Raw genomic sequence first — 17,501 nt, 5'->3', positions numbered from 1 at the left:
GAACCGCCGGCGGAGAAAGGGCTTCGAATCGATGGCGCGGTTTCTGGGCGGACGAGTGCTCCAAGGGCTGTTCGTGCTCTGGGCGGCGTACACGCTCTCGTTCGCCGTCCTGTACGCGCTGCCGAGCGACCCGGCCGCGATCGCGGCCGGCGCGAACAACAGCGTCACGCCGGAGCAGCTCGCTCTGCTCCGGCATGAGATGGGCCTCGACCGGCCGCTGATGGAGCAGTACCTGACCAAACTGGGCGGGGCGCTGCACGGGGACCTCGGGCGCTCGCTGCAGTCCGGCGAGCCGGTGACGTCCCTGATCGGGCGGGCGCTCCCGCCGACCCTCGCGGTGGCGGGGGCCGGGCTCGTCCTCGGGGTGCTCCTCGGGACGGGGCTGGCGGTGCTGGCCACCGTGACCGGCTCCCGCCGGCTCCGGCGTGCGCTGCTGAGCCTGCCGCCCCTCGGCGTCGCGATCCCGGCCTTCGTCATCGGGCTGCTCCTGCTGCAGTGGCTCTCCTTCACCTGGAACGTCTTCCCCGCGATCGGGGAGGGCGGCCTGCGCGGGCTGGTGCTGCCCGCCGTCACCATCGCCGTCCAGCCGGCGGCGCTCATCGGCCAGGTTCTGGCGAAGAGCATGGGCGACGAGCTCGGCAAGGACTACGTGGCCGTCGCGCGCGCCAAGGGTGCGGGGCCGTTGCGGGTGAACGTCCGGCACGTCCTGCGCAACGCCGCGCTCCCCGCCCTCACGCTGGCGGGGCTGCTCGTCGGCGGGCTGCTCACCGGCGCGATCGTGGTCGAGGCGGTGTTCTCCCGCAACGGCCTCGGCCAGGTCACCCAGGGCGCGGTGGCGGCCGAGGACCTGCCCGTCGTGCAGGGCGTGGTGGTGCTGGGCGCGCTGGTGTTCGTGACCGTCAACCTCGCCGTCGACCTGCTCTACCAGGTGCTCGATCCGCGGCTCGCGGTCGCGCGGCGCCCCGCCGGGCGCTTCGCGCTGTCCGGGCTCGCGGGCCGGGGGTGAGCGGGATGTCGGTCACCGACGTCGCGCTCCCGGCCGGCGAGCGCTTCCCGGAGCCGGGTTCCGCGCCTCGGACCGCGGGCGGCCTGCTGCGCTCGCTGGCGCACCTGCTGCGCGACCCCGGGCTCGCTCTGGCGCTCCTGTGGGTCGGCCTCGTCGTGGTCGCGGCCGTCGCGCCGGCGCTGCTCGCCCCCGGCGACCCGCTGGCCGTCGACACCGCCGCGCACCTGCACGCCCCGTCGCCCGGCCATCCGTTCGGCACCGACCGGCTCGGCCGCGACCTGTTCGCCGAGACCGTCCACGGAACCGGGCGGACGCTGCCGGCGGCGGCGCTCGCCACGGCGATCGGCCTCGGCGCGGGCACGGTGCTCGGCCTGCTGGCGGGTTTCCTGCGCGGCGCGGCCGACCTGGTGATCATGCGCCTGGTCGACGTGCTGCTGGCGATTCCCGGCCTGCTGCTGGCCCTGATGCTGGTCGCGGTGCTCGGCAAGGGCGACACGGTCGACGTCGGGATCGCCATCGGCGTCGCCGCCGTCGCCAGCACCGCGCGGGTGATGCGCGCCGAGGTGCTGCGCGTGTCCGAGAGCGGGTTCGTGGAGGCCGCCCGGACCGGCGGGGCGCGGTGGACGCGCGTCGTGCTCCGCCACGTGCTGCCGAACTCGATGGGGCCGGTGTGGGTGCTCACCCTGCTGCTGTTCGGCGAGGCGATCCTCGGCGTGACCACGCTCGGCTTCCTGGGGTTCGGCGCCCAGCCGCCGACGCCGGAATGGGGGTCGCTGGTCTCCTCGGGGCGCGACTTCCTCGGCAGCGCCTGGTGGCTGTCCATCCTGCCGGGCACGGTGGTCGCGCTGACCGTGCTGGCCGCCAACCGGGTGTCGCGCGCCTTCGACGGTGAAGGGACGGGACCGCGATGAGCCCGCGCCTCCTGGAGGTCGAGGACCTGACCGTGCACTACCGCGCGCGCCGCGGAGCCGTCCGCGCGGTGGAGGCGGCGAGCTTCGCGGTGGGGGAGGGCGAGACGGTCGCGATCGTCGGCGAGTCCGGGTCGGGCAAGTCCACGACGGCGTACGCGCTGCTCGGCCTGCTCCCGCGGTCGGCCCGCGTCGAGCGCGGGCGCATCGGCTTCGACGGCCGGGACCTCGCGGGGCTGCCCGAACGGCGATGGCGCGAGGTGCGCGGCCGGGAGATCGCGCTCATCCCGCAGGACCCCGGCACGTCGCTGAACCCGGTGCAGCGGATCGGCGCGCAGGTCGCCGAGGCGCTGCGACTGTCGGGAGGCGCGGACCGGCGCACCGCCCGCGCCCGCACGCTGGAGCTGCTCGCCGACGCCGGGCTTCCCGACCCCGCGGTCCAGGCGCGGCAGTACCCGTCGCAGCTGTCGGGCGGCATGCGGCAGCGCGCCCTCATCACGATCGCCATCGCGGCGCGCCCCCGGCTCATCGTCGCCGACGAGCCGACGAGCGCGTTGGACGTCACGGTCCAGCGCCGTATCCTCGACCTCCTCGGCGCGCTGGTCCGCGAGTCGGGCACCGGCCTGCTGCTGATCACCCACGACCTCGGCGTCGCCGCCGAGCGCGCCGACCGCGTCCTGGTGATGCGGTCCGGCGCGATCGTGGAGCAGGGCACGCCCGGCGAGGTGCTGTCCGACCCCCGCGACCCCTACACCAGGTCCCTGATCGACGCCGCGCCCGGCCTCGCGCGGACGCCGCGCCGACACCGCGTCCGGCTGACCGCGATCCCCGGCGACCCGTTCGCCGAGCCGCGCCCAGCCCGCGCCCCGGAGGCGGGTGCCGGGCCGGACGTGCCCGTCCTGCGCGTCGAGGAGCTGGTCAAGGAGTTCCGGCCGCCCCGCGCCGCCGGCCGCGCCACCGCGATCCGGGCCGTCGACGGAGTGAGCTTCACGATCCCCCGGGGGCGTACCTACGGGCTGGTCGGCGAGTCGGGATCGGGGAAGTCCACCACGGCGCGGCTGATCCTCCGGCTGGCCGACCCGACCGGCGGGCGCGTGCTCCTCGGCGAGGAGGACATCACCGGGACACGGGGCGCCGCGCAGCGCCTGCTGCGGCGGCGGATGCAGATCGTCCAGCAGAACCCGTACGCGTCGCTGGACCCGCGGCGGACGGTCGAGCAGATCGTCACCGACCCGCTGGCGTCGTTCGGGCTGGGGTCGCGGGCGCAGCGCCGCGGCCGGGCGAGGGAGCTGGTGGACCTCGTCGCGCTGCCCGCCTCGGTGCTGGCCCGTCGGCCGGCCGAGCTGTCCGGCGGGCAGCGCCAGCGCGTCGCGATCGCGCGGGCGCTCGTGCTCAACCCCGAGCTCGTCGTGTGCGACGAACCGGTGTCCGCGCTCGACGTCGCCGTGCAGGCCCAGATCCTCGACCTGCTCGCCGCGCTGCAGGCCGAGCTCGGCGTGAGCTACCTGTTCATCTCCCACGATCTGGCGGTGGTCCGGCACATCGCGGACGAGGTGGGCGTGCTGCACCGGGGCCGGCTCGTCGAGTCCGGCCCCACCGAGGAGATCTTCGCGGGCGCACGGCACGGCCACACGCGGGAGCTGCTCGACGCCATCCCCGGCCGCCGATGAGGCGGCCGGCCATCATGACAAGGAGAACCCGGACCGTGTTCCAGATAAAAACGGTCGGAATATTCAAGGTGGCGCCGGCCGCCGCGGCCGCGGCGCTGCTGCTGGCCGCGTGCGGCGGTGGCTCGTCGGACGGGGGCTCCAAGGCGGGCGGGCCTCCCAAGGCGGGCGGCACCCTCACCGTCGCGCTCGCCGGCGACCCGGTCACCATCGACCCGCGCGCCGTCACGCCGCTCGTCCGGGAGGTCTCGCGCCCCATCGTCGACTCGCTGCTCGCGCTCGACCCGGCCACCAAGAAGCCCGTGCCCTGGCTCGCCGAGTCGTTCAAGGCCAACGCCGACGCCACCGAGTTCACCTTCAAGCTCCGCAGCGGTGTCACCTTCTCCGACGGGACGCCGCTGACCGCGAAGATCGTCAAGGCCAACTTCGACGACATCATCGCCAACAAGGCCAAGGTCGCGGGCTCCACGTCCGTCTCCCTGCTGGAGCAGGGCGGCTACAAGGGGACCGACGCGCCCGACGACCACACGGTCGTCCAGCACTTCGCCAAGCCGTACCCGACGTGGCCGCTCTGGGCGGCGGGCGTCGGCTTCGGCATCCTAGCCCCGAAGACGCTCGCGCTGCCGGTCGCCGACCGTTTCGACAAGATCGTCGGGACCGGGCCGTTCGTGCTCCGGTCGTACACGCGCAACAGCCAGGTGGTGCTCACCAAGCGCAAGGGCTACGCGTGGGGGCCGCGGACCGCCGAGCACACCGGGGACGCCCATCTCGACAAGGTCGTCTACAAGGTGATCACCGAACCGAGCGTCCGCACCGGCGCGCTGAAGACCGGCCAGGTGCAGCTCGCCGGCGCGCTCAACCCGTCCGACATCGCACCGGTCCGCAGGGCGGGGTTCTCCATCGTCGCGCAGCGCAACCCGCGGCTCGCCGAGGGCCTGGTGGTGACCGGAGCCGACCGCGCGCCGCTGGACGACGCGGCCGTCCGGCAGGCGCTCGTCAAGGCCGTCGACACCCGGCAGATCCGCGACACCCTGCTCACCCCGGAGTGGGGCGTGCCCGACAGCGTCGTCACCGGCGCGGTCGTCGGGCACGCCGACGAGAGCGCGCTGCTCAAGCCGGACCAAAAGGCCGCGTCGGCGCTCCTGGACAAGGCCGGCTGGGTTCCCGGCGGCGACGGCGTCCGGGCCAAGGGCGGCAAGCGCCTCACCCTGTCCCTCGGCTGGCTCGACCGCGGCAACCCGTGGGACCAGCCGCTCGTCGAGCTCGTCACCGCCCAGTACAAGAAGATCGGCGTGGAGCTGAAACCGCAGCTCGCGACCGCGGCCCAGTCGGTGGAGGCGCTGAAGGCGCACAAGTGGGACCTGTTCCTGTCCGGCGTCGCCGGCGGCCTGGACGCCGGGGTGAGCCTGCTCGGCACCTTCAGTACCGCGCCACCGAACTTCTACAACGTCCAGGACGCCGCGCTGCAGCCGCTGCTGGCGAAGCAGGCGACCACCACCGACGAGGCCGCCCGCGCCAAGATCCTGGCCGACGCCCAGCAGCGCATCATCTCCCAGGGGCTTTACACACCGCTGGTGGAGGACACCGCCGTGGTCGCGGTCGGCAAGAAGGTGCACGGCTTCGCCCTCGACGCCGACTCCCGGCTGCCCAGCCTGCAGGACGTCTGGCTGTCGTGACCCACCGCGCGGACGTCCGCGACGGCCCGGTGCCGGAGGCCGCCGCACGGGACGTGCACGGACTCTCCCTCTGACGTGCCTCTTCGCCTGACGTGCCGCGCGGCGGCGGATCGGAGCATCGCCATGACCCTGCACCTCCTCGTCCTCGACATCCCGTCCAACGGGCACGTCCTGCCGAAACTCGACCTCGTCGACCGGCTGGTCCGCCGCGGGCACCGGATCACCTACGTGGTGGCCGGCGGCCCCGCCGACCGGGTGCGGCGCTTCGGGGCCGAGGTCGTCACCTATCCCTCCCTGGACCCGCTGGCCAGCCTGGCCGAGGACGACCCGGCGGCGGCCACCCGGGCGTTCTTCCGCGAGAACCTGGAGATCCTGCGTGCCGCGCGCGAGCACTTCGGCGACGAGCGCCCCGACGCCGTCGCCTACGACGAGGCGGCCTTCCAGGCGGGACGCCTCCTGTCCGCCCTGTGGGGGCTGCCGCCCGTCCTGCTGACCCCGGGCGTCGTGTCGAACGAGCACTACTCCTACTTCGACCACATGGACCGCCTCGCGCCCGGCCACCGGCCGGCCGACCCGGTCGAGGAGATCGCCGGGGCGCTCGCCGGGTTCGGGCTCGGCGACCGGCTCGAGGACTTCCTGTGGAGCACACGGCGGGTCCGGGAGCTGACGATCTCGTTCGTCCCGCCCCGCATGCAGCCCGAGCACGAGACCTTCGACCCCGAGCAGGTCGTGTTCGTCGGGCCGAGCGTCGACAAGCGCGACTTCCTGGGCGCCTGGACTCCGCCGGCGGGCGCCGCCCGCGTGGCGCTGGTGTCCCTGGGCAGCGTCCGCAACGGCGACGCCGGATTCTTCGAGACGGTGGCCCGCGCGTTCGCCGGAACGGAGTGGCATGTCGTCGTGACCGTGGGGGACGGCCTCGCCGACGCCGACGTCGGGCGGCTCGCCGGGCTCGCGCCGAACGTGGAGGTCCACCGCTGGGCGTCCAACGTCAGCGTCCTCGAACACGCGGACGTGTTCGTGACGCACGGCGGCAGCGGCTCGCTGGTCGAGGCCTGGTACACCGCTACGCCCGTCGTCATCGTCCCGCCGGCCGCCGACTTCCTCCCCTATGCCGACCGGACCGTCGAGCTGGGCGCGGGCCGCGTGATCGACCCCTCCGAGCTGGACGCGGACCGGCTCGTCGCCGAGGCGGCCGCGGTCGCGTCGGACGCCGCGGTGGTCCGGCGGATGCTGGAGCTCCAGGCGCACGCCCGGGCCGCCGGGGGCGCGCGGCGCGCGGCGGACGTCATCGAGGCCCGCCTCGGCGTCCCGGCGCGGAAGGCGGCGCCGTGACCGCGCGGCGGTCATCGGCCGGTGGCCGGACGCCGCTCCGGACCGGAGGAATAGGGGGGTGATCAGGGGAGTCCGGGGACCGTTCCCGAATATACCTTTGCCGCATGGCTGAGAAACTCGATGAGAAGACCCGGGCATTCGTCGACAACAAGAATTTCCCCGTGGTCGCCACCGTGAACGAGGACGGGAGCCCGCATTCCTCGATCGTGCTGATCAAGCGCGACGAGGACGATTCCCTGCTGTTCGTGACGCACGCCGGCCGCCGCACCGAGCGCAACATCTCCCGCGACCCGCGGGTCAACCTCTCGGTGTTCGACATCGAGAACCCGGTCACCTCGATCGAGATCCGCGGCACCGCGAAGGTCCTGGAGGGCGGCGGCAAGGAGCTGGCCGACGAGCTCACGCTGAAGTACCTCGACGAGGTCCACGACGTGGACGACGTCTCGCGGGTGGTCGTCCGCATCGTCCCGCACAAGGTCATCGCGTTCCCGCCGGAGCCCGCGAAGTGACCTACGGGCCGGGACAGGGGCCGGGGCCGCTGCCGCTGTCCGACGGCGAACTCGCGGCGCTGCTGGCCGGACACCGGATGGGCGCGCTGGCCGCCAACAAGCGCGACGGCCATCCCCACCTGTCCACGGTGGCCTACCACTGGGATCCGGCCGAGCGGGTGGCGAGGATCAGCACCACGGACGATCGGGCCAAGGTGCGGCGGCTGCGCCGGGACCCGCGCGCGGCGCTGTACGTGTCCAGCGCGGACCACCTGGCATTCGCCGTCGCCGAAGGAAGGGCCGAGCTGTCGGCCGTGAGCGAGGTCCCCGGGGACGCCGCCGGCCGCGAGCTGCTCGGGCTGGAGCCGCCCTTCGAGGACGCCGGCGCCGAAAAGGCCTTCCTGGAGCAGATGGTCCTCGACCGCCGGCTGTTGATCAGACTCCGGGTCTCGCGGCTGTACGGGACCAGGCTGGACGTGCCCTGATCCTCGTCTGGCACGGCAAGGTCGGGCACCTGGCGGGTGCCCGACCTTGCCGTGCGGGGGTCCGGGTTCGTGCGGGGTTCAGGCCCGGACGGTGGCCAGCGCCTTCGACCAGGACTCCAGCTGGTTCAGCACGCGCTCCAGCTCGGCCTCGCGGAACTCCTGCGGGGCGAACTCGGGGTAGTTCGGGAAGTCGCCCGGGATGAGCAGGGTGACCTGCGCGGCCACCGACGCCACGCTCAGCTCGGCCGCGACCAGCCGCAGCTGCTCCACGGCCCGCGCGGCGCCGACGGCGCCGTAGCCGACGAAGCCGACCGCCTTGTTCGCCCACTCGGCGTGCACGAAGTCGAACGCGTTCTTCAGCGCGGCGGGCGGCGCGTGGTTGTACTCCGGCGTGATGACGAGGAATCCGTCGTATCCGGCGACGACCCCGGCCCAGCGCTTGGTGTGCTCGCCGGCGTACTGCCCGACGGCCGCGGGGATCTGCTCGTCGTAGAGCGGCAGGCCCTGCTCGGCGAGGTCGACGATCTCGTACTCGGCCTCGGTGCGCTTGGCCGCGACCTTGTGCACCCACTCGGCCACCGGGCGCCCGATCCGGCCCGGCCGCGTGCTGCCCACGACAATGGCGATCTTCGTCATTTCTTCCACTCCCTGTGCTTCGGGTCGCGTCCATCCTTCACCAGTTCCCGAGAAGGGCGGAAGAAGGCACTTTCCCTTCCCGTGGTTACATCGATGTTCCTTCTTTTCCATTAGGGATCCGAGTGGCACGATCGCGGCAAAAGAATGGGAGGCGGGATGGACGTCGCGGAGACCGCGGTACGGACCGGGCGCTCCCCCCGGCCCGCCCTGGCGGTGCTCGCCACCGGGCAGCTGATGCTGATCGTCGACGGGACGGGGGTGGCGGTGGCGCTGCCGCGGATGCGCGCCGACCTCGGCCTCGCCGGCGCGCAGCTGTCCTGGGTCGTCAACGGGTACCTGGTCGCCTTCGGCGGGCTCCTGCTGCTGTGCGGCCGGCTCGGCGACCTGCTCGGGCGGCGGCGGGTGTTCCTCGGCGGCATCGCGGTGTTCACGGCGGCCTCGGCGGTGTGCGGCGCGTCCGGCAGCGCGGCGGTCCTGGTGGTCGCGCGCTTCGTGCAGGGTGTGGGATGCGCGATGGCGGGCTCGGTGATCACCGGCATGGCGGTGGTGCTGTTCCCCGAGGGCCGGGAGCGGGTCCGGGCCATCACGGTGATCGCGTTCGTCGCCGCGGGCGGCGGGTCGGTCGGCGCGCTCGGCGGCGGGGTGCTCACCGAGCTGCTGGGCTGGCAGTGGATATTCCTGGTCAACGTGCCCATCGGCGCGCTGCTGCTGCTCTTCGGCCGCCGCACGCTGCGGCCGGACCGCGGCATCGGCTGGCACGCGGGCGCCGACCTGCTCGGCGCGGCGCTGGTCACCGCCGGGCTGATGCTCCTGGTCTTCGCGACCGGCTCGCTCGGGCCCGGCGGGTCCGGCGCGGCGGTCACCGCGGTCCCGGCCGCGGCGGCGCTCGCCCTGCTCACGGGCTTCGTGCTGCGCCAGCGGCGGGCCGCGGCCCCGCTGCTGGACCTGTCGGTCTTCCGCTCGCGGACCTGGACGGGAGGCAACGCGCTGCAGGCGCTGTTCGTCGGCGCGATGTTCGGCTTCCAGTACCTGGTCACGCTGTACCTGCAGGAGGTGCTCGGCCTCGACCCGCTGGAGACCGGGCTCGCCTACCTGCTGGCGTCGGCTGTGATCGGGGCGACGTCGCTGGCGCTCGCCGAGCGGCTGATCGTCCGCTTCGGGGTCGGCCGCGTCCTGCCGGCGGGACTCGCCGCCGGAATCCTGGCGTTCGGCTGGCTGGCGCGGGCACCGGCGTCGGGCACCTACGCGGCGGACGTGCTGCCCGCGATGCTGGCGCTCGGCGTCTCGGCGGGCCTGGTCCTGCCGGCGGCCACCGCGCTCGCCATGACCGGCGCGTCCGACGCCGACTCCGGGGTCCGCTCCGGGGTGATCGGCACCGCGCAGCAGGTCGGCGGGGCGCTGGGGCTCGCGGGCATGGCGGCGCTGGCCGCGGCCGGGACCCGGCACGCAGGAGCGTCGGACGGACCGGCCGCGCTGACGCAGGAGTACCGGATCGGCTTCGCCGCGGGCGCGGTGCTGCTCGCGCTCGCGCTGGTGATCGCTCTGCTCCTGTCGCGGGACGGCCCGGCGGCGGCTCAGCGGTAGGTGGCGACCGGTGAGCCGTCCACGCGCCGGGACGGCGGCAGGTGGAACGCGGCGGCCCAGGACGGTGCGCCGCGAGCGCGCCCCCGGCGCAGGTCGTGGGCGGCGCGCCGGCACCGGGCGGCGGCCTCGTGGGCGCCCGCCGCGGCCGCCCGGCGCTCGGCGGCGAGCAGCGCGTGATGGGCCTGCCGCGCCGCGTCGTGGGCCAGGTCGGGCGAGTTGAGGACCACCAGGAGCCGGTAGTGGTGGACGAGCAGGTCGGCCTGGTCCGCGGGCAGCGTGCCGACCCAGTCGATCGCGCGCCGGTGCCGGGCGATCCGCTGGCTGCGCGGCAGCTGGGCGTGGGCGACCTCGCGGAGGAGCGGCTGCCGGATGGCGTACTCCGGCGCGCCGGAGCGGTCCGGAGGCCGCCGGACGAGGAAGTCCTTGCGCTCCAGGGCGTGCAGGGCCTCGGCGGTCTCCTCGGTCGTGCGGGCGGAGACGGCGGCCACGCCCTCGGCCCGGAAGCCGCTCTCAGGGAAGGTGGTGGCGTCCCGCAGGACGGCCCGTTCCGGGAGCGGCAGCGTGTCGATCCGGGCGGCGATGAGGGCGCGCAGCGGCCCGGGGACGGGCGCGCCGTCGTAGGCGCCGTCGGAGGCGTCACCGGCGTCCCCGCGCACGGCCCGCGCGTACTCCTCGGCGTGCCGCGGGTTGCCGCCGACCAGCGTGAGCAGCACGGGGTCGGCGGGCCGGGGCAGGAGCGCGCGGACCTCATCGTCGGGCAGCGGGTCCAGCGTGAGCGTGGTGACGTCGCGCTTGCCGCAGCCCCAGCGCGTCCTGCGCTGCCGCAGTTCGGGCCGGGCCGTCGCCACGATGAGGACCGGCACCCGGGCGAGCTGCTCGGTCAGGTCCTCGACCTGGTCGAGGAGGGCCGTGCCGGCGCGGTGCAGGTCCTCCAGGACGATCGTGAGGGGGCCGTCCAGCGCGAGGTCGGCGACGTGCCGGCGCCAGGCGGCGGCTCCGGCCTCCGCGGGGAGGCGCTCGATCAGCCGGGCCGTCTCGGCGCCGTCCGGCCGCGACCGCACCGCGTCGGCGAGCGGGTCGAAGACCCCGCCCGCGTAGGGCGGCGTGCGGCCGACGAGGACGGATCCGGGGACGTCCGCGGCGAACTCGGCCATCAGGCGGCTCTTGCCGATGCCGGGCTCGCCGAGGACGGTGACCAGGTGCGGGCGCTGCCTGCGGCGCACGTCGCCGAGCAGGCCGCGGAGGATCTCCAGGTCCCGGTCCCGGCCGACCGGCGGACCGGAGTGCGCCGGGACGGGTGTCCACGGCAGCGGTCCGTGCCCTGGGGCGACGGGCACGCCGCCGGCCGGGTCGTCCTCCGGCGCGGCGGCGTGCAGGCCGGCGGCGCGGGCGGTCACGGGGCAGACCCGGATACCGCCGGGCGGCGCGTGGGCCAGCAGCCGCTCGGCGGAGTGCGGCACCGTCCCCGCCAGCTGCGCGGGAGAGGGGTCGTGCTCGTCCCGGTAGGTCGCGAGGACGTCGCCGGTGGCGACGGCTATCCGGACGCCGAGGAAAGCCGCGACGCGGTCGGCGACCCGCGCGCGGATGGCGCGGGCCGCGCGGACGGCGCGCTCCGGGTCGTCCTCGTGCGAGCGCGGAAAGCCGAACAGCACGGGGCGGACCGAGCCGAGCGTCTCGCGGACGGCCCCGCCGAAGCGGCGGGCCTCCTCGGCGATGATCCGGGCAAGATCGTCGAGCGTCTCGTCGACGCACTCGGACGAGCCGTGCGCCGCGTCCACGCGGGTGCGCACCAGCAGGACGCTCGCCCGCTTGCGCTCGGAGACGGGACGCCCGGCGTCGCCGGCGCGGCCGCCGCCGGGGAGCCGGTCGCGCGCGTCGGCGGTTCGGCCGCAGGGCGTCCTGGACGGCGGCGCGGTCGCGGGGCGGTCCGCCGCGCTCTCCGCACCCGCTGTGCTCTCCGCACCCGCCGCGCCGGGAGCGGCGGGTTCCGGAAGGGGGCCGGTCGCCCTACCGGGCGCCGTCCCCCGCGCGAGGGCGAGCCGCGGGTCCTGGTTCAGAATGTCGCGTTCCATCCGCCTGAGCTCGGGACCGGGGTCCAGCCCGAAGCCGTCCCGCAGGACGTGGCGGAGCTCCTGGTAGACCGCGAGGGCCTCGCGCTGGCGCCCGCCTCGGTAGAGCGCCAGCATCAGCAGGCCGCACAGCCGCTCGCGGGCGGGCTCCTCGTCGGCCAGGGACGTCATCTCGCCGATCAGCTCGTGGTGGCGGCCGAGGGCGAGTTCGGCCTCGAAGCAGTCCTCCAGCGCGGCGAGCCGCGCCTCTTCCAGCACCGTCAGCTCGGGCCACGCGGTGACGGACTCGATGACGTCGGCCAGCGCGGGGCCGCGCCACAGCGCGATGGCCTCGCGGAGACGCCGGGCCGCCGGCTCCCATGCCTGCGCGCGGAAGTCGGCGCGGCCGCGCTCCAGCAGCGTGCGGAAACGGGTGGCGTCGATGAGGCCGGGGTCGAGGCGGAGCAGGTATCCGGGCGAGGCGGTCTCCAGCGTGCAGGAACCGTCGGCGGGCAGCGCGCGGCGCACTCCGGCGACGGCGTTCTGCACCATCTTGCGCGCGGTGGGCGGCACGGGATCGTGCCACAGGGCGCGGATGAGGTCGCCGGTGGACACCACGGTCCCGGCGTGCAGGAGCAGGTAGCCCAGCACCGCGCGCTGGTTGACCCCTCCGAGCGGGACGGGCCGGCCTTCCCGCACCACCTCCAGCGGACCGAGCAGGCTGAATCGCAAGGGGGTCCCCCTGTCGACCGTCTCGTCATGGCGGGTATTTCATACTAATTCTATCTGTATTACTTGCAATGGTGGTCAACCCGCGAGGCCGAAGTAGGCCGCGTAGCACTCCAGCTGGTGATCGAGCGTGTGGGATCCGTGATGGACCGCGCGCCCGAGCGCGGCCGCCGCCCGCAGCAGCGGCGTCTCGGCGGGGCTCATGACGATGTCGGCGACCACGCCGTCCGGCGGCACCAGCGCGGGGTCGAAGGGCAGCGGGTCGCCCGCGCGCATTCCGAGAGGCGTGGCGTTGACGGCGATGTCCGCGTCCCCGACCCGGGGGACGGCCGAGCCGGCCGCCCGGCCCGGCCAGCGATCAGCGAGGCGGGCGAGCAGCGCGCCGAGGCGTTCGGCGTCGGTGTCGCAGACCGACAGGCGGGCCGCCCCGTTCTCCAGCAGCGCCGCCGCGAGCGCGGCGCCCGCTCCGCCCGCGCCCACCAGCGCGACGCGCCGGCCTTCCGGGTCGTGGCCGCACGCGCGCAGCCCGCGGACGAAGCCGACGCCGTCGAAGTTGTCGGCGTGCCAGCGGCCGTCCGGTTCGCGGCGCAGGGCGTTGGCGCTGCCGGTGAACGCGGCCGCCGGGGCCAGCACGTCGGCGTGCCGGCAGATCTCGATCTTGTGCGGCACGGTGACCAGCAGGCCGTCCAGGTTGCCGACGCGCCGCAGCCCGTCCACCACCGGGGCGAGGTCCGCCGGCCGGACGCGCATCGGGACCAGGACCGCGTCCCGGCCGAGCCGGTCCAGCAGCGGGTTGACCAGCGCCGGGGCCCGCACCTGCTCGACCGGATCGCCGAGGACGGCCAGCAGCCGGGTGGTGCCGGTGATGCGCCCCATGTCAGCCCTCCCCGACCGGCATCTCCGCGAGCGCGGCGGCGGCCTCGGATCCCGGCACGCCCGTCACCAGCTCGGCGCCGCGCGGGCCGTCCAGCACGAACGCGAGCCCGTCCGCGGCCTTCTTGTCCAGCCGCATCAGGCGCATGAGCGCGTCCCGGCCGGCGTCCTCGGGCAGGCCGGTCGGGAGCCCGAAGGCGGCGACGACGGCATGGTGCTCGGCGACGCGGGCGGGACCGATTCGGCCGAGCCGGCCGGCGAGCCGCCCCGCGTAGACCGTGCCGATCGCGACGGCCTCCCCGTGCCGCAGCCGGTAGCCGGTGGCGCGTTCGAGCGCGTGGCCCAGCGTGTGCCCGTAGTTGAGCAGGTGGCGCCGGCCCGCGTCGCGCTCGTCGGCGGCCACGACCGACGCCTTGAGCGCCACGCTCGCCGCGATCTGCTCGTCCACCGGACGCCCGTGCAGGCCGGGCGCGCCGATGAAGTGGCAGCGCGCGATCTCCCCGTACCCGTTGGTCCACTCGCGGCGGGGGAGGGTCGCGAGGTAGTCGGTGTCGCAGAGGACCGCGCGCGGCTGCCAGTACGTTCCGACGAGGTTCTTGCCGTGCGGCAGGTTCACCGCCGTCTTGCCGCCGACGCTCGCGTCCACCTGCGCCAGCAGCGAGGTCGGCAGATGCACGACCGGGACGCCCCGGTGGTAGAGCGCCGCCGCGAGGCCCACCAGGTCGGTGACGGTGCCTCCGCCGCACGACACGACCGCGTCCGACCGGGTCAGCCCGAGATCGGCGAAGCGCCGGCACAGCTCCTCCACCTGCGACAGCGTCTTGCCGGTCTCGCCGTCGCGCACGGGGAGCACCGTGGCCGGCACCCCGGGATCCGGTGTCCACTCCTCCGGCCTGGCCGAGACGACCACGGCCCGCCTCGCTCCGATGCCGGCGATGACGCCGGGAAGCGCGGCGCGCACCCCTGCGCCGATGCGCACCTGGTAGGAACGCTCGCCCAAGGCGACTTCCACGCATCGCGAAGTCGTGGCCGTCCCCTCATCCCGTCCGGTCACGCCGGGCCTCCTCCCCGCTCGGCCAGCAGCAGTGCTCCGTGCAGCGACGACAGCGCGCCCAGCGCCGCGGGCCGCACCGGCGGGGCCGCGTACCCGGGACGGGCGTATCCCGCTACGCGCTCGGCGACCGCCTCGGTGAAGCCCGGCAGCCCCGCGGCGACGCCGCCGCCGATCACGGCGATCTCGGGATGCAGGAGTTCGCCGAGGCCCGTGACGGCGGCCGCGAGCGCGTCCCAGGCCGGCTCCAGCGCGGCCGCCGCCCACCGGGCCCCGTCCGCCAGCCCGTCGCGGAGCCCGGTGAACGGGACGGGCGAGCCCCGCAGCCGGGTCGCCCGCCGGAGGATCGCGGGACCGGAGGCGGCGGCCTGGACGCAGCCGAACCGGCCGCAGTCGCACCGCTCCTCCCGCGCCGACCGGTCGACGACCAGGTGGCCGGCCTCGCATCCGGGCACCGGCCGGCCGTCCAGCACGGCGCCGCCGCCGACGCCCGTGCCGACGCCGAGGTACACCGCGCTCCGCGCTCCCGCCCGTTCGGCCTCCGCGAGCGCCGCCACGTCGCCGTCGTCGGCCCAGCGCACGGCGGCGCCCGGGAACAGGGCGCGCAGCCGCGCCCCCACGTCGAGCCCGACCCAGGCGGGGCGGCCGGGCCAGGCGGTGACGCGCCCGGCCGAGTCGACGGCGGCGGGCAGCGCGACCCCGACCGCCGCGATCGGCGGGTCCGCTCGGGCGCGCAGCCGCGCCACCTCCCCGGCCAGGGCCGCCCAGTCCGCGGCGGGGTCCGCCGGCGCCGGCCAGCGGAACGCGGCGTCGCGCGGCGGCCGGTGCGCGCCGGCCAGCCGCAGCGCGACCTTGGTCCCGCCGACGTCGATCCCGAGGCGGGTCATTCCGGCACCAGCGCGAGCAGGGCCCGGGCGGCGAGCCGGTAGCCGAGCGAACCGAGCCCGACGATCACCCCGTCGGCCACCGGGGCCAGCACCGACTCGTGGCGGAACGACTCGCGCGCCCACACGTTCGACAGGTGCACCTCGATCCACGGGCGCGGGTAGGCGGCCAGCGCGTCCCGCAGCCCCCAGCCGGCGATCATCAGCGCGCCCGGGTTCACGATCGCGCCCACGGTGTCCCACCGGCCGTGCAACGTCTCGATCAGCGCGCCCTCCGACTCGCGCTGCACCGCCACCACCTCCCAGCCGCGCGCCGCCACCTCCGCGCGGACGGCCGTCTCGACGTCGGCCAGGGTGTCGGTCCCGTAGATCTCCGGCTCCCGGCGCCCGAGAATCCCGAGATTCGGTCCGTTCAGCAAAAGCAACTGCACGACCGCCGTTATATAACATGCGCTTCGCATTTGGTGCGCGGAATCTCTGCGCGACATTCGAGTAAGGGAAATATAGGGGGTGCGATAGGGGATGGGAAATGCCCTCCTCGCTTGGGTACCGTGCCGATGAAATCCCCGCTGGGGACGCTTTGTGGAACGGCCGGAGCGCATGACGCGGAGGGATGTGGAGCACGTGAGTGATATCGGATTGCCGGAGTGGCCGCAGTACGACGAGCGGGAACGCGAGGGGCTGGCCCGCGCGCTGGAGCAGGGCCAGTGGTGGCGCATGGGCGGCGGCGAGGTCGACGCCTTCGAGCGCGAGTTCGCCGAGCACGAGGGCGCCGCGCACGCGCTCGCGGTGACGAACGGCACGCACGCGCTGGAGCTGGCCCTGCAGGTCCTCGGGGTCGGCCCGGGCGACGAGGTCCTGGTGCCGGCGTTCACCTTCATCTCCTCGTCGCAGGCGGTGCAGCGGCTCGGCGCGGTCGCGGTGCCGGTGGACGTCGACCCCGGCACGTACAACCTGGACGCGGCGGCCGCGGCGGCGGCGATCGGGCCGCGCACCCGCGCGATCATGCCGGTGCACATCGCCGGGCAGTTCGCCGACATGGACGCGCTGGCCAAGCTGTCGGCCGACAGCGGCGTCCCGCTCGTCCAGGACGCCGCGCACGCGCACGGGGCCCGCTGGAACGGCCGCCGGGTGGGGGAGTTCGGCACGATCGCCGCCTACAGCTTCCAGAACGGCAAGCTCATGACGGCGGGGGAGGGCGGCGCGGTCACCTTCCCCGACCGCGACTCCCACGAGGAGGGCTTCCTGCGGCATAGCTGCGGCCGTCCGCGCGACGACCGCGGCTACCACCACCGGACCTCGGGCTCGAACTTCCGCCTGAACGAGTTCTCCGCCGCCGTGCTGCGCGCCCAGCTGAGCCGCCTGGACAACCAGATCGACACGCGGGAGCGGCGCGCGCCCGTGCTGGCCCGCCTCCTGGCCGAGATCCCGGGCGTCGTGCCCCAGGAGCGGGACGCGCGCGCCGACCGGGTGCCGCACTACATGGCGATGTTCCGGGTACCGGAGCTGGCGGGGGAGCGCCGCGACGCGCTCGTCGACGCGCTCGTGGCGCGCGGCGTGCCCGCCTTCGTGGTGTTCCGCGCCGTCTACCGCACGGCCGCCTTCTGGGAGACCGGCGCGCCGGACGCGACGGCCGGGGAGCTGGCGGCGCGCTGCCCGAACGCCGAGGCGCTCACCGGCGACGGGATCTGGCTGCACCACCGCACGCTGCTCGGCACCGAGGACCAGATCCACCGGGTCGCCGAGATCGTGGCCGACGCGGTGAGGGCGGCATGAGCGGCCCCGCGCGCGTTCGCGTCGCCCTGGTCGGGCTCGGCTGGGCGGGACGCCAGATCTGGCTGCCCCGGCTGCACGAGCACGAGCGCTACACCGTCACCGCCGTCGTCGACCCCGACCCGGCCGCGCGCGCCGCGGCGGGTGCGCCGGCCGCGCACGCGACGGTCGACGAGCTCGACCCGGCGACCGTGGACCTGGCGGTGGTCGCCGTCCCCAACCACCTGCACGCGCCCGTCGCGGCCCGGCTGCTCTCCAACGGCCTGCCGGTGTTCCTGGAGAAGCCGGGCTGCCGCGGCGGCGCCGAGGCGGACCGGCGCGCGGGGGCCGGACGGGCGGGCGGCGCGGTGGTCCAGGCGGG

The 17,501-nt window shown here is 75.3% G+C and carries 16 protein-coding genes; 10 read left to right on the top strand and 6 right to left on the bottom strand.

Annotated features, from left to right (window positions below; genetic code table 11):
* Window positions 1–31 precede the first annotated feature (31 nt).
* The 7 genes from F8568_RS22865 to F8568_RS22835 all read left to right on the top strand — a co-directional run bounded on the left by F8568_RS22865 (window position 32) and on the right by F8568_RS22835 (window position 7,562).
* Window positions 32–1,006, top strand: a complete 975-nt coding sequence (locus tag F8568_RS22865; RefSeq protein ID WP_151595718.1) for an ABC transporter permease — start codon at window positions 32–34, stop codon at window positions 1,004–1,006.
* Between the two features lie 5 nt (window positions 1,007–1,011).
* Entirely contained in the window at window positions 1,012–1,917 is a 906-nt protein-coding gene (locus F8568_RS22860) for an ABC transporter permease (protein WP_151595717.1), read from the top strand.
* Window positions 1,914–3,584, top strand: a complete 1,671-nt coding sequence (locus F8568_RS22855) for a dipeptide ABC transporter ATP-binding protein (RefSeq protein ID WP_151595716.1) — start codon at window positions 1,914–1,916, stop codon at window positions 3,582–3,584. Before F8568_RS22860 ends, F8568_RS22855 begins: the two co-directional genes overlap by 4 nt.
* Before the next feature lie 35 nt (window positions 3,585–3,619).
* Entirely contained in the window at window positions 3,620–5,257 is a 1,638-nt protein-coding gene (locus F8568_RS22850; RefSeq protein ID WP_202125243.1) for an ABC transporter substrate-binding protein, read from the top strand.
* Window positions 5,258–5,380: 123 nt separating this feature from the next.
* Window positions 5,381–6,589 carry a macrolide family glycosyltransferase gene (locus F8568_RS22845; RefSeq protein ID WP_151595714.1) on the top strand — a complete coding sequence of 403 codons (1,209 nt, stop codon included), beginning with the start codon at window positions 5,381–5,383 and terminating at the stop codon, window positions 6,587–6,589.
* Window positions 6,590–6,693: 104 nt separating this feature from the next.
* The gene (locus tag F8568_RS22840; RefSeq protein WP_151595713.1) at window positions 6,694–7,098 is read left to right on the top strand and encodes a TIGR03618 family F420-dependent PPOX class oxidoreductase; all 405 of its coding nucleotides are present in this window, start codon (window positions 6,694–6,696) and stop codon (window positions 7,096–7,098) included.
* On the top strand, window positions 7,095–7,562 hold the full coding sequence (locus tag F8568_RS22835) for a pyridoxamine 5'-phosphate oxidase family protein (protein WP_328600986.1): 468 nt from the start codon (window positions 7,095–7,097) through the stop codon (window positions 7,560–7,562). The genes F8568_RS22840 and F8568_RS22835 overlap by 4 nt, the downstream gene beginning before the upstream one ends.
* Window positions 7,563–7,640: 78 nt before the next feature.
* Here the strand turns inward: F8568_RS22835 and F8568_RS22830 are convergent, their stop codons facing one another.
* The gene (locus F8568_RS22830) at window positions 7,641–8,198 is read right to left on the bottom strand and encodes an NADPH-dependent FMN reductase (protein ID WP_151595712.1); all 558 of its coding nucleotides are present in this window, start codon (window positions 8,196–8,198) and stop codon (window positions 7,641–7,643) included.
* Between the two features lie 156 nt (window positions 8,199–8,354).
* On the opposite strand from F8568_RS22830, the gene F8568_RS22825 reads away from it, so the two are divergent.
* A complete protein-coding gene (locus F8568_RS22825) occupies window positions 8,355–9,782 on the top strand; it encodes an MFS transporter (protein WP_151595711.1) in 1,428 nt (475 codons plus the stop codon).
* Here F8568_RS22825 and F8568_RS22820 read toward each other — a convergent pair.
* The 5 genes from F8568_RS22820 to F8568_RS22800 all read right to left on the bottom strand — a co-directional run bounded on the left by F8568_RS22820 (window position 9,773) and on the right by F8568_RS22800 (window position 15,798).
* Window positions 9,773–12,562: a BTAD domain-containing putative transcriptional regulator gene (locus F8568_RS22820; protein ID WP_151595710.1), complete on the bottom strand. Its 2,790-nt coding sequence runs from the start codon at window positions 12,560–12,562 to the stop codon at window positions 9,773–9,775. The genes F8568_RS22825 and F8568_RS22820 overlap by 10 nt on opposite strands.
* Before the next feature lie 75 nt (window positions 12,563–12,637).
* Window positions 12,638–13,435: a shikimate dehydrogenase family protein gene (locus F8568_RS22815; protein WP_151595709.1), complete on the bottom strand. Its 798-nt coding sequence runs from the start codon at window positions 13,433–13,435 to the stop codon at window positions 12,638–12,640.
* 1 nt (window position 13,436) lies between these two features.
* Entirely contained in the window at window positions 13,437–14,432 is a 996-nt protein-coding gene (locus F8568_RS22810) for a 3-dehydroquinate synthase (protein WP_202125242.1), read from the bottom strand.
* Window positions 14,433–14,482: 50 nt separating this feature from the next.
* Window positions 14,483–15,370, bottom strand: coding sequence for an ROK family protein (locus tag F8568_RS22805; RefSeq protein WP_151595707.1), 888 nt, complete (start codon window positions 15,368–15,370; stop codon window positions 14,483–14,485).
* Window positions 15,367–15,798, bottom strand: coding sequence for a type II 3-dehydroquinate dehydratase (locus F8568_RS22800; RefSeq protein WP_328600985.1), 432 nt, complete (start codon window positions 15,796–15,798; stop codon window positions 15,367–15,369). Before F8568_RS22800 ends, F8568_RS22805 begins: the two co-directional genes overlap by 4 nt.
* A 193-nt stretch (window positions 15,799–15,991) precedes the next feature.
* On the opposite strand from F8568_RS22800, the gene F8568_RS22795 reads away from it, so the two are divergent.
* Window positions 15,992–17,143 (top strand): DegT/DnrJ/EryC1/StrS family aminotransferase, encoded by a 1,152-nt coding sequence (locus tag F8568_RS22795; RefSeq protein WP_328600984.1) that lies wholly within the window; start codon window positions 15,992–15,994, stop codon window positions 17,141–17,143.
* A partial coding sequence (locus F8568_RS22790) for a Gfo/Idh/MocA family oxidoreductase (protein ID WP_160573731.1) occupies window positions 17,140–17,501 on the top strand: 362 nt, incomplete at its 3' end. The genes F8568_RS22795 and F8568_RS22790, both read left to right, overlap by 4 nt.

This window comes from Actinomadura physcomitrii, assembly GCF_008923205.2.
Lineage (GTDB): Bacteria > Actinomycetota > Actinomycetes > Streptosporangiales > Streptosporangiaceae > Spirillospora > Spirillospora physcomitrii.
Note: the sequence above shows the minus strand (reverse complement) of the source record. Positions and strands in the feature narration are given on the sequence as shown.